7 protein-coding genes are annotated in these 12916 nt (G+C 69.9%); 4 read left to right on the top strand and 3 right to left on the bottom strand.

Features of this window, described 5'->3' with window-relative positions; translation table 11 throughout:
• Nucleotide 1: 1 nt before the first annotated feature.
• The 3 genes from SM418_RS23205 (at nucleotide 2) to SM418_RS23195 (ending at nucleotide 8891) form a co-directional block, all read left to right on the top strand.
• On the top strand, nucleotides 2-961 hold the full coding sequence (locus tag SM418_RS23205) for an Rv1363c family protein (protein ID WP_504230347.1): 960 nt from the start codon (nucleotides 2-4) through the stop codon (nucleotides 959-961).
• Nucleotides 962-1522: 561 nt separating this feature from the next.
• Nucleotides 1523-4999: a DNA-directed RNA polymerase subunit beta gene (gene rpoB, locus SM418_RS23200; RefSeq protein ID WP_371942988.1), complete on the top strand. Its 3477-nt coding sequence runs from the start codon at nucleotides 1523-1525 to the stop codon at nucleotides 4997-4999.
• A gap of 19 nt (nucleotides 5000-5018) precedes the next feature.
• Nucleotides 5019-8891, top strand: a complete 3873-nt coding sequence (locus tag SM418_RS23195) for a DNA-directed RNA polymerase subunit beta' (protein WP_371942987.1) — start codon at nucleotides 5019-5021, stop codon at nucleotides 8889-8891.
• 115 nt (nucleotides 8892-9006) lie between these two features.
• On the opposite strand, the gene SM418_RS23190 is transcribed toward SM418_RS23195, so the two are convergent.
• From SM418_RS23190 to SM418_RS23180, 3 genes are all read right to left on the bottom strand, one after another.
• Entirely contained in the window at nucleotides 9007-9579 is a 573-nt protein-coding gene (locus SM418_RS23190) for a hypothetical protein (RefSeq protein WP_371942986.1), read from the bottom strand.
• Between the two features lie 117 nt (nucleotides 9580-9696).
• Complete coding sequence (locus tag SM418_RS23185) at nucleotides 9697-10329, bottom strand: response regulator transcription factor (protein WP_371942985.1); 633 nt, start codon at nucleotides 10327-10329, stop codon at nucleotides 9697-9699.
• Nucleotides 10326-11492, bottom strand: coding sequence for a sensor histidine kinase (locus tag SM418_RS23180; RefSeq protein WP_371942984.1), 1167 nt, complete (start codon nucleotides 11490-11492; stop codon nucleotides 10326-10328). Before SM418_RS23180 ends, SM418_RS23185 begins: the two co-directional genes overlap by 4 nt.
• Nucleotides 11493-11623: 131 nt before the next feature.
• Between SM418_RS23180 and SM418_RS23175 the strand changes: the two genes are divergently transcribed.
• Nucleotides 11624-12913: an ABC1 kinase family protein gene (locus SM418_RS23175; protein WP_371942983.1), complete on the top strand. Its 1290-nt coding sequence runs from the start codon at nucleotides 11624-11626 to the stop codon at nucleotides 12911-12913.
• Nucleotides 12914-12916: the final 3 nt, after the last annotated feature.

Below are 12916 nucleotides of genomic sequence, written 5' to 3'. Positions count from 1 at the left end.
GATGCTCGGCCGGGGCAAGCGCTCCGCCCCCGACAAGAAGAAGCCCGGAGCCAAGTCGGACCCCAAGTCGGACAAGGCCGCCCGGGCCGAGGAGGCCGCCGAGGCGGCCCGGCTCGCCGAGGAGGCCGCGGCCAAGGCCCGCGAGGCCGCCCGCCTGGCCCAGATAGCCGCCGACGCGGCCGCCGAAGCCGAGGACGAGGACGCCGAGACCCCCGACGAGCCGGAAAAGCCCGCCAAGTCCCTGGAGAAGCCCCGCCGCCCCAGGAAGGGCTCCGAAGTCGCGCCCGACCCCGAAGGCGCCCCAGAAGACGACTCAGAGCCGTCTGAGTCCACTTCCGCCGAGACCGACGAGGGTCCGACCCTCAAGAAGACGGCCAACGTAGACGCGGACACGGACGACGACGAGGACGACGACGACGAGGACGACGACGAGGACGACGACGAGGACGACGAGGACGCGCCCCGCCGGTCCCGCTTCGGCGGCGTCACGACGGTGATCGCCGTCCTGGCCGTCCTGACGGTCGCGCTGGGCGCCGGCACCACCGCGCTGTACCTCAAGGTCCGCGATCAGAAGGCGACCGAGCAGGCGAGCAAGGAGGCGTCGTTCGCCTCGTCCCGCGCGGCCCAGAAGCTCTCCTCGTACGACTACCAGACGCTCGACGCCGATCTGAAGTCCGCGTCCGCCATGACGACGGGCAAGCTGCACACCGACTACGGGAAGCTCGCCCAGGAGCTCAGGACCGTCGCCGTGCAGCAGCAGGCCGTCTCCAACACCACGGTCATGAAGGTCGGCGTCGTGAGCGCCACGCCCCACAAGGTCGTCACCCTCGTCTACGCCAACCGCTCGTCCGCCACCAAGAGCGACAAGCAGCAGCGCCTCCCCGAGCCGCTCCGCATCAAGATGACGATGGAGAAGAAGGACGGCAAGTGGCTGGCGTCCGCCTTGACCGTCATCTCCTAGCCCCCCGACACGCCGACGCACCCCGTGACCTACCAACGAGGTCACGGGGTGCTCTCTTGGACGAGCCACAACACACCCTCTTGGACCGGACCCCGGCCGCCGGAGCACGGGCAGGCACGCGGAGCGAGCGCCAGCGAGCGCAGCGGGCATGCCCGCCGACGCAGGCGATCGCAGCGACGCCGCGCACGTCCGCACAGGCAAGACAGACCGCAACAGCGGCGTGAGGATCGCCTGCGTCGTTGACGGGGGGCTTGGGGGTCGTTCCCCCAGTAAACTATGGCGTTCCTCACTGCAGGTCAGGGCCTGAAAAGTCCAAGTCCGCTCTTGACTGAGAGGCGCTGAGGGGCGATGCTCCATGGCAACGTGATGCATACTGCGGCGCTAGAGTTGCGAGCGGTGTACCAGTCGGCTACACTGCCCCTTTGCGCTGCCCTCTGACTATCCGCGTGTGAGAGCACCCCTGCAGGGGTCCGTCGTGGACCCCGAAAAAGCAGGTCTCGGACGTGGATCGTCTGGCGTGCGTGTCGTCAGTTACGCCGCGAGCCCTCGGAAGGACCACTCTTGGCAGCCTCGCGCAACGCCTCGAATACCGCAACCGGTCCGTACCGCGTCTCCTTCGCGCGCATCAAGGAGCCGCTCGAAGTCCCGGACCTCCTTGCACTGCAGACCAACTCTGTTGACTGGCTGCTGGGCAACGAGAGGTGGAAGGCCCGGGTCGAGGCGGCCCAGAAGGCCGGAAGTAAGAGCGTCCCGACCCAGTCGGGGCTTGAGGAGATCTTCGAAGAGATCAGTCCCATCGAGGACTTCTCCGGAACCATGTCCCTGTCGTTCCGCGACCACCGGTTCGAACCGCCCAAGTACTCCGTCGAGGAGTGCAAGGACAAGGACATGACCTACTCGGCTCCGCTGTTCGTCACGGCGGAGTTCATCAACAACACCACCGGTGAGATCAAGAGCCAGACGGTGTTCATGGGCGACTTCCCGCTCATGACGCCGAAGGGCACCTTCATCATCAACGGCACCGAGCGCGTCGTCGTATCCCAGTTGACACGTTCGCCGGGCGTCTACTTCGACCGCGCCCTCGACAAGGCGTCCGACAAGGACATCTACGGCTGCCGGGTCATCCCGAGCCGCGGCGCCTGGCTCGAGTTCGAGATCGACAAGCGCGACAACGTCGGCGTGCGCATCGACCGCAAGCGCAAGCAGCCGGTCACCGTGCTGCTCAAGGCGCTCGGCTGGGACGAGGCGCGCATCCGCGAGCGCTTCGGCTCCTACGAGTCGATCAACGTCACCCTGGAGAAGGACCACACGTCCGGCCAGGACGACGCGCTGCTCGACATCTACCGCAAGCTGCGCCCGGGCGAGCCGCCGACGCGCGAGTCCGCGCAGACGCTGCTGGAGAACCTGTACTTCAACCCGAAGCGCTACGACGTCGCCAAGGTCGGCCGCTACAAGATCAATAAGAAGCTCGGCCTCGACCTGGACATGCGGCAGGGCACCCTGACCGAGGACGACATCGTCGCCACGGTCGAGTACCTCGTCCGGCTGCACGCCGGCGAGGAGGAGGCCACCCTCGGGGCCGTCCCCGTGCCGATCGAGGTCGACGACATCGACCACTTCGGCAACCGGCGCCTGCGCACGGTCGGCGAGCTCATCCAGAACCAGGTCCGGCTGGGCCTGGCCCGTATGGAGCGCGTCGTCCGCGAGCGGATGACCACCCAGGACGTCGAGGCGATCACGCCGCAGACGCTGATCAACATCCGGCCGGTCGTCGCCTCCATCAAGGAGTTCTTCGGCACCAGCCAGCTGTCGCAGTTCATGGACCAGACCAACCCGCTGGCCGGGCTGACGCACAAGCGGCGGCTGAACGCGCTGGGTCCCGGTGGTCTGTCGCGTGAGCGGGCGGGCATGGAGGTCCGCGACGTCCACCCGTCCCACTACGGCCGCATGTGCCCGATCGAGACGCCGGAAGGCCCGAACATCGGCCTGATCGGCTCGCTCGCCGCGTTCGGCCGGGTCAACCCGTTCGGGTTCGTCGAGACGCCGTACCGCAAGGTCACCGAGGGCGTCGTCACCGAGCAGATCGACTACCTGACCGCCGACGAGGAGGACCGCTTCGTCATCGCGCAGGCCAACTCCCTGCTGAACGAGGACGGCACCTTCGTCGACGACCGCATCCTGGTCCGCCGCAAGGGCGGCGAGGTCGAGCTCGTCCCGGCCCGCGAGGTCCAGTACATGGACGTCTCGGCCCGGCAGATGACCTCGGTCGCCACCGCGATGATCCCGTTCCTGGAGCACGACGACGCGAACCGCGCGCTGATGGGCTCCAACATGCAGCGCCAGTCCGTCCCGCTGCTGCGCAGCGAGGCGCCGCTGGTCGGCACCGGCATGGAGTACCGCGCCGCGACCGACGCCGGCGACGTCATCACGGCCGAGAAGGCCGGCGTCGTCGAGGAGGTCTCCGCCGACTACGTGACCGTCATGAACGACGACGGCACGCGCAACACCTACCGCGTCGCCAAGTTCAAGCGGTCCAACCAGGGCACCTGCTTCAACCAGAAGCCGATCGTCGACGAGGGCGCGCGGGTCGAGGTCGGCCAGGTCATCGCCGACGGGCCGTGCACCGACAACGGCGAGATGGCGCTCGGCAAGAACCTTCTCGTGGCGTTCATGCCGTGGGAGGGCCACAACTACGAGGACGCCATCATCCTCAGCCAGCGCCTGGTGCAGGACGACGTCCTCTCCTCGATCCACATCGAGGAGCACGAGGTCGACGCCCGCGACACCAAGCTCGGCCCCGAGGAGATCACCCGGGACATCCCGAACGTCTCCGAGGAGGTCCTCGCCGACCTCGACGAGCGCGGCATCATCCGCATCGGCGCGGACGTCGTCCCCGGCGACATCCTGGTCGGCAAGGTCACCCCGAAGGGCGAGACCGAGCTGACCCCCGAGGAGCGGCTGCTGCGCGCGATCTTCGGTGAGAAGGCGCGGGAGGTCCGCGACACCTCGCTGAAGGTGCCGCACGGCGAGCAGGGCAAGGTCATCGGCGTCCGGGTGTTCTCCCGCGACGACGGCGACGAGCTGCCCCCGGGCGTGAACGAGCTGGTCCGGGTGTACGTCGCGCAGAAGCGCAAGATCACCGACGGTGACAAGCTGGCCGGCCGGCACGGCAACAAGGGCGTCATCTCCAAGGTGCTCCCCGTCGAGGACATGCCGTTCCTGGAGGACGGCACCCCGGTCGACATCGTCCTGAACCCGCTGGGCGTCCCCGGGCGCATGAACGTGGGCCAGGTCCTGGAGACCCACCTCGGCTGGGTCGCCTCCCGCGGCTGGAAGGTCGAGGGCGACGACGCCGAGTGGAAGCGCGCCCTGAAGGAGATCGGCGCCGACGAGGCCGAGCCGTGGACGAACACCGCCACGCCGGTGTTCGACGGCGCCCGCGAGGACGACGTCACCGGCCTGATCGCGAGCACGCTGCCCAACCGCGACGGCAACCGCATGGTCGAGCCGGGCGGGAAGGCGCGGCTGTTCGACGGCCGCACCGGCGAGCCCTACAAGGACCCGATCTCGGTCGGCTACATCTACATCCTCAAGCTGCTCCACCTGGTCGACGACAAGATCCACGCGCGCTCGACCGGCCCGTACTCCATGATCACCCAGCAGCCGCTCGGCGGTAAGGCCCAGTTCGGCGGCCAGCGCTTCGGTGAGATGGAGGTCTGGGCACTGGAGGCGTACGGCGCCGCCTACGCGCTCCAGGAGCTGCTGACCATCAAGTCCGACGACGTCCTCGGCCGCGTGAAGGTGTACGAGGCCATCGTCAAGGGCGAGAACATCCCCGAGCCCGGCATTCCCGAGTCCTTCAAGGTGCTCATCAAGGAGATGCAGTCGCTGTGCCTCAACGTCGAGGTGCTCTCCAGCGACGGCATGTCCATCGAGATGCGCGACACCGACGAGGACGTCTTCCGCGCGGCGGAGGAGCTCGGCATCGACCTGTCCCGCCGTCCTAACGAGGGCGCGATGAGCGTCGACGAGGTCTGAGAACTCAAGGGGAAAACAGTTGCTTGACGTCAACTTCTTCGACGAGCTTCGCATCGGTCTGGCGACCGCCGACGACATCCGCCAGTGGTCGCACGGCGAGGTGAAGAAGCCGGAGACGATCAACTACCGGACCCTCAAGCCCGAGAAGGACGGACTCTTCTGCGAGAAGATCTTCGGCCCGACCCGGGACTGGGAGTGCTACTGCGGCAAGTACAAGCGCGTCCGCTTCAAGGGCATCATCTGTGAGCGCTGCGGCGTCGAGGTGACCCGTGCCAAGGTGCGCCGTGAGCGGATGGGCCACATCGAGCTGGCCGCGCCGGTCACGCACATCTGGTACTTCAAGGGCGTGCCGTCGCGCCTCGGCTACCTGCTGGACCTGGCCCCGAAGGATCTCGAGAAGATCATCTACTTCGCGGCCTACATGATCACCAGCGTGGACGCGGAGCGGCGCGACCGCGACCTGCCCACGCTGGAGGCGCACATCTCGGTGGAGCGCCAGCAGATCGAGCAGGCCCGCGACGCGCAGGTCGAGGCCCGCCAGCAGAAGCTGGAGGGCGACCTCGCGGAGCTGGAGGAGGCCGGCGCGAAGGCCGACCAGAAGCGCAAGGTGCGCGACGGCGCCGAGCGGGAGATGAAGCAGCTGCGCGACCGCGCGCAGCGCGAGCTCGACCGCCTCGACGAGGTGTGGAGCCGGTTCAAGAACCTCAAGGTCCAGGACCTGGAGGGCGACGAGCTGCTCTACCGCGAGATGCGCGACCGGTTCGGCAGGTACTTCGAGGGCGGCATGGGCGCCGCGGCCATCCAGGCGCGGCTGCAGAACTTCGACCTCGACGCCGAGGCCGAGAAGCTGCGCGACATCATCCGCACCGGCAAGGGCCAGAAGAAGGCCCGCGCCCTCAAGCGGCTGAAGGTCGTCTCGGCGTTCCTCAACACCCGCAACAGCCCGCTCGGCATGGTGCTGGACTGCATCCCGGTCATCCCGCCGGACCTGCGCCCCATGGTGCAGCTCGACGGCGGCCGGTTCGCCACGTCCGACCTGAACGACCTGTACCGCCGGGTCATCAACCGCAACAACCGGCTCAAGCGCCTGCTCGACCTGGGCGCTCCCGAGATCATCGTCAACAACGAGAAGCGGATGCTGCAGGAGGCCGTCGACGCGCTGTTCGACAACGGCCGCCGCGGCCGCCCGGTCACCGGGCCGGGCAACCGTCCGCTGAAGTCGCTGTCGGACATGCTCAAGGGCAAGCAGGGCCGGTTCCGGCAGAACCTGCTGGGCAAGCGCGTCGACTACTCCGGTCGTAGCGTCATCGTCGTCGGCCCGCAGCTGAAGCTGCACCAGTGCGGCCTGCCCAAGCAGATGGCGCTGGAGCTGTTCAAGCCGTTCGTCATGAAGCGGCTGGTCGACCTCAACCACGCGCAGAACATCAAGTCCGCCAAGCGGATGGTCGAGCGCGCGCGTCCCGTCGTGTGGGACGTCCTGGAAGAGGTCATCACCGAGCACCCGGTGCTGCTGAACCGCGCGCCGACGCTGCACCGGCTCGGCATCCAGGCGTTCGAGCCGCAGCTGGTCGAGGGCAAGGCCATCCAGATCCACCCGCTCGTCTGCACCGCGTTCAACGCGGACTTCGACGGCGACCAGATGGCGGTGCACCTGCCGCTGTCCGCCGAGGCGCAGGCCGAGGCGCGGATCCTGATGCTGTCGACGAACAACATCCTGAAGCCGTCGGACGGCAAGCCCGTCACCATGCCCACCCAGGACATGGTCATCGGCCTGTACTGGCTGACGACGCAGAAGGACGGCGCCGAGGGCGAGGGCCGCGCGTTCGGCTCCATCGCCGAGGGCATCATGGCCTACGACCGGGGCGAGCTGGACCTCCAGGCGAAGATCAGCATCCGGCTGAAGGACGTCCCGCCGCCGCGCGAGTGGATCGCGCCGGAGGGCTACGAGCCCGGCCGGCCGTACCGGCTGGAGACCACGCTCGGCCGCGCGCTGTTCAACGAGACGCTGCCGGACGACTTCCCGTTCGTCAACGACGAGATCGGCAAGAAGCAGCTCTCGGCGATCGTCAACGAGCTGGCGGAGACGTACCCGAAGGTCGCCGTCGCCAACGCGCTCGACGCGCTGAAGAGCACCGGGTTCCACTGGGCGACGAGGTCCGGCGTCACGATCGCGATCGACGACGTCATCACGCCGCCCAACAAGCAGGACATCCTGGCGGGCTACGAGCAGCGCGCGGAGAAGGTGCAGCGGGAGTTCAACCGCGGCCTGATCACCGACGACGAGCGCAAGCAGGAGCTCATCGAGATCTGGAACAAGGCCACCGCGGACGTCGCGGTGGACATGGAGAAGGCGTTCCCGAAGGCCAACCCGATCTGGATGATGATCCAGTCGGGCGCCCGCGGCAACCCGCTGCAGCTCCGCCAGATCGCCGGCATGCGCGGCCTGGTCTCCAACCCGAAGGGCGAGACCATCCCGCGTCCGATCAAGTCGTCCTTCCGCGAGGGGCTGTCGGTCGTCGAGTACTTCATCTCGACGCACGGCGCCCGCAAGGGCCTCGCCGACACCGCGCTGCGCACCGCCGACTCGGGTTACCTGACCCGGCGCCTGGTGGACGTCGCGCAGGACGTCATCGTCCGCGAGGAGGACTGCGGCACCGACCGCACGATCCCGTTCGAGGTCGCCGACCGCCTGGCGGACGGCACCCTGGTCAAGCTGGCCACCTCGGAGACGAGCCTGGTCGGCCGCACCATCGCCGAGGACGTCGTCGTCGACGGGACGGTCATCTTCCCGGCCGACACCGACCTGTCCGACGCGGTCGTGACCCGCCTGGTCGAGGCGGGGGTGGACAAGGTCCGCACCCGCAGCGCCCTGGTCTGCGAGGCCAAGATCGGTGTCTGCGCCGCCTGCTACGGTCGCTCGCTGGCCACCGGCAAGCGGGTGGACGTCGGCGAGGCCGTCGGCATCATCGCGGCGCAGTCCATCGGTGAGCCCGGCACGCAGCTGACCATGCGCACCTTCCACACCGGCGGTGTGGCGGGCGGCGACATCACGCACGGTCTGCCCCGCGTCCAGGAGCTGTTCGAGGCCCGCATCCCGAAGGGTGTGGCCCCGATCAGCGAGGTCGCCGGCCGCGTCAAGATCGACGAGACGGAGAAGGCCCGCAAGGTCGTCGTCGTCCCGGACGACGGCTCCGACGAGATCGCCTACCCGGTGCCGATGCGGTCCCGCCTCCTGGTCAAGGAGGGCGAGTCCGTGGGCGTCGGCCAGCAGCTCATCGCGGGTGCGATCAACCCGCACGAGGTGCTGCGCATCCTCGGTCCCCGCGCCGTGCAGCTCCACCTGGTCCAGGAGGTCCAGGAGGTCTACCGGTCGCAGGGCGTGTCGATCCACGACAAGCACATCGAGATCATCGTCCGCCAGATGCTGAAGCGGGTGAACATCCTCGAGTCGGGCGACACCGAGCTGCTGCCGGGCGACCTGGTCGAGCGTCCGATCTTCGAGGAGCGCAACCGGAACGTCGTGGCCGAGGGCGGGGTCCCCGCCGCCGGCCGTCCCGTCCTGATGGGCATCACCAAGGCCTCGCTCGCTACCGAGTCGTGGCTGTCGGCGGCGTCCTTCCAGGAGACGACCCGGGTGCTCACCGAGGCCGCGATGCACGCCAAGAGCGACCCGCTGCTCGGCCTCAAGGAGAACGTCATCATCGGTAAGCTCATCCCGGCCGGTACCGGCATGCCGCAGTACCGCAACGTCCGGGTCGAGCCGACCGAGGAGGCGAAGGCGGCGGTGTACTCCGTCGGCTCCTACGACGACGGCGCCGAGTACGCCTTCGGGCAGGGCTCCGGCGAGGCCGTCCCGCTGGAGGAGTACGACTTCGGCCAGTACAACCGCTAGCGTCCCGTCCCGGGGCGCCGCGCTCGCGGCGTCCCGGCTCGCGGACACCTGACTGACGACACGCGAAGGCCGCCGCCCGCACCACGCGGGCGGCGGCCTTCGCGCGTCCCGGGGGCTAACCGCCGTAGGGGCGGGCTCTGGCGCCGGCGGGGAGCCCGAACGCGCGGGCCGCCTCGGCGTCCGGTGCGTCCGGCCCCGTGCCGAGGCGGCGGCGCCGGTCGTACTCGGCGAACGCTCGCGCGGAGAACATGCGTTCTAGGGACGGGCTGAACCCGGCACCGTCAACCGCATGCGCCACGTGCCGCACCGTCGGCACCTCGCCGCGGTGGTCCAGCGTCACCAGCAGCGCCGTCCGCACCCCGGCCTGGGTGACGAGGGCGTCGCCGTCCCGTGCGTAGTCCTGGCACACGGCATCCAGCGACACGCGCACCAGCGAGCCGCGCCGCCGGGTCTCGATGGGGTCCTCGGCGCAGAACCAGCGCGGACGCAGCCGCGCAGGCAGGGAACTCCGCCACACCACCGCGTGGCCGCCTTGCAGATACCGATCGATGACGGGCAGCGCCGCCCCTGCGAGCCGCTGGTCGACGTGCGGTGCCGGCGGCCAGACCCGCCAGGACTGCCGCCAGACTACGAGCCCGGCCACAACCACCCCGACGCCGACAACCGCCAGCCAGCGCTTAGCTCTCATAACGGCACGCTAGCGGCTCCGCCCTCACGCCGAGCGAGCGAACTCTACGTTGACTTGCGGCGAGTTGTTGGTATGAGCGCGGCGTAAGCAACAACACGCCGCAGGTCAACGGAGAGGCTAGGGGGTGTGTCGGAGGGCGTAGATGACCGCGGCGGCGCGGTCCCGGAGGTCGAGCTTGGTGAAGATGCTGCCGATGTGGGTCTTGACGGTCCCTTCGGCGATGTTGAGCCGGGCGGCGATCTCCGGGTTGGTGGCGCCGGTGCCGATGAGTTCCAGCACCTGCCGTTCGCGGGCGGAGAGGGTGGCGGACGGCGTGGGCCTCGGGCGGAACGCGGTCCGGTAGGCGTGCAGGACGTGGGGGGTGACGGCGGGGTCGAGCCAGCCCTTGCCGGCGGCGACGGCCCGGGCCGCCTGGATGATCTCCTCGCCGGGCGCGTCCTTGAGCACGAAACCGGCCGCGCCGGCGGCGAGCGCGGCGGCGACGACGTCCTGGTCGCCGAACATGGTGAGGACGAGCACGGGCGGCGCGCCGGGCCGGGCCCGCAGCAGCCTGGTCGCCTCGGCGCCGTCCATCCGCTTCATCCGGATGTCCATCAGCACGACGTCGGGATCGCACCGGGTGACGGCGTCCATGACCTCGTCGCCGTCTGCGCATTCGCCGACGATCTCCACGTCGGGTTCGCCTTCGAAGATGCGGGCCAGCCCGGCGCGGACGAGTTGCTGGTCGTCGACGAGCAGCAGCCTGATCACGATGCCGTCCCGGCGAGGGGGACGGTGGCGTGGACGGTCCAGCCGGCGCCGTCGGGCCCGGTGCGCAGCGTCCCGCCGAGCGCGGTGACCCGTTCGTGCATCCCGACGAGCCCAAGCCCGCCGGACGCGGGGCGCCCCCGAGCCTCCGCCGGCCCCGGATCGGTGACCGTCACCTCCGCGGTGCCGCCGTCGACGTCCACGGTGACGACGGCCGCCGCGCCGGGAGCGTGCCGGGCGGTGTTGGACAGGGCTTCCTGGACCACCCGGAAGATCGTGAGCCCGACCGCAGGATCGACCGCGCCGAGGTCGCCCCGCGTGGTGAGTTCCACCGCGAGCCCGCCGGCCCGGAGTTCGGCGACCAGGGCCCCGGTGTCCTCCGCGGTGGGCGGGGCGGGTGCGATCGGGGGCCCGGCGCCGGCGGCCGGGTCGCGCAGCAGCACCAGGCCGCGATGGACGTCCCGGACGCTCTGCCGCCCGGCCCGTTCGGCCTCGGCCAGCGCCCTGGCCGCGGCCTCGGCGTCGCCCCTGGTGGTGGCGAGCCGGGCCGCGGTGATGTTCAGCATGACCGCGCCCAGCCCGTGCCCGACCAGGTCGTGCACCTCGCGTGCGATCTTCCGGCGCTCCTCCGCGACGGCCTCCCGGTCGATCCGGAGCCGCGCCTCGTAGAGCATCCCGTGGATCCGGAACGCCGAGCCGAGCACCATGAACCCGACTCCCCACATGATCCAGGTCGGCCACAGCGGCAGCCCTCCGGCCACCAGATGCCGGGCGGGGGCGAGCACCAATGTCAGCGGCACCGCCCAGGCGAGGTCGCGGCCCCGGGCGAGCACGACGAGATGGATCCAGACCGGGGCGGTGGCGACCGCGAGCGCCCCGTCCGCGTACGTGCCCTCGGCGAACGGGAACGGCCGGAACCCCTCGCCCCGTCCCGCCTCGGGAGCCAGCACGATGACGAGGAGAATCGCCGACGCCAGCGGCGGCACGGCCGCCGCCGGCGGGTTCCATGGCCGTACCGCCTGCCAGGCCCACAGCACGGCGTACCCGGTGACCAGGACGGTCCGGACGGGCGGGGCCGGTTCGAGCAGCACCGCGAGCAGCGCCCAGCACGTCCCCACCCAGGCGAGCAGCCTCAGCAACGGCCAGGGCGGGGCGGTCCATCGCATGCGCAGATCCTAGGGACCGCCAGGTCGTTCGTCATCGGACCGTGGTCGCAGACCGGCTCCGACCACGGTCAGAGCGAGGCGGGGACCGCCGGGCGATGCGGCGGGGGCGGCGCGCTCGCGACGCTGTCGGCATGCGATTCCAGGCACTGCCCCGGCTGGCGAGGCTGTCGACGATCCCGCTCGGCATCGGACGGCGGATGGCGGTGGCCGGAGGGCTCAAGGCCCTCGGCCGCCTCACCGACGAGGCTTCGCTCGACCTGCACGAGCGCACCGCCGACCAGCTCTTCGAGGTCCTCGGCGGGCTCAAGGGCGGGGTGATGAAGTTCGGCCAGGTCCTGTCGGTGTACGAGACGGTGCTTCCGCCGTCGATCTCCGCCGTCTACCGGGAGCGGCTGGCCAGACTGCAGGAGGCGGCGCAGCCGGAGAACGCCGCCCGGGTGCGGCAGGTCCTGGAGGACGATCTCGGCCCGGACTGGCAAGGCCTCTTCGCCTCCTTCGACCCCGAACCCGTCGCGGTCGCCTCCCTCGGCCAGGTCCACCGCGCCGTCCTGCCGGACGGGCGTCCCGTCGCTGTCAAGGTGCAGCATCCCGACGCCAGGGCCCAGTTGCTCGACGACCGGGACCTGACGGTCTTCGCGATGCGCTGCTTCACCTCCGTGATCGCCCCCGAACTGGACGGACGGGCCCTCGCCACCGAGCTGATGGACGGCCTCGCCCAGGAACTGGACTACGCGCAAGAAGCCGAGGCGCAGACCGCGTTCAGGACCGGCTTCCTGGACGACCCCGACTACGTCATCCCGGAGGTGATGCTCCAGGAGGGGCGTGTCCTCGTCTCTGAGTGGGTCGACGGGACCCCGCTGGCCCAGATCATCGCCACCGGGAGCAGGGACCAGCGGGATCGGGCAGGGCTGCTGCTGACCAGGCTGATGTTCTCCGGCATCCCCCGGACCGGGATGATGCACGGCGACCCGCACCCCGGCAACTTCCGCCTGTTCGACGACGGCCGCCTCGCCGTGCTCGACTTCGGCGCGATGTACCGCCACGAGCCGGACACCCCGAGCCCCCTCCACAAGTGGATGCTGATCCATCTCGCCGAAGACCCGGACGAACTCGTCGCCGTCCTCCGCGAACTCGGCTTCCTGCGTCCCGGCGTGCGGCCGGACGGCGCGCGCCTCAAGGCGCTCTTCGAGCACTCCGGGAAGGCCGTCCAGACCGAGACGTTCCGCTTCGACGGCGCCTACCTCCGCGAAACCGTCGAAGGGATGACCTCCTCGATGTCGGTCGGCCTCAGCCTGGCCTTCCCGCCGGACTACGTCCACGCGCAACGCGCCCTCGGCGTCGGGATAGGCGTCCTCTGCCAACTGGAGGCCGAGGTCCCGTTCCAGCAAGAAGCCCTGAATTGGCTCCCACTGGGCGACTGACAC

Source organism: Actinomadura chokoriensis, assembly GCF_041463665.1.
Lineage (GTDB): Bacteria > Actinomycetota > Actinomycetes > Streptosporangiales > Streptosporangiaceae > Spirillospora > Spirillospora chokoriensis_A.
This window is presented reverse-complemented; position numbering and strand designations above follow the sequence as displayed.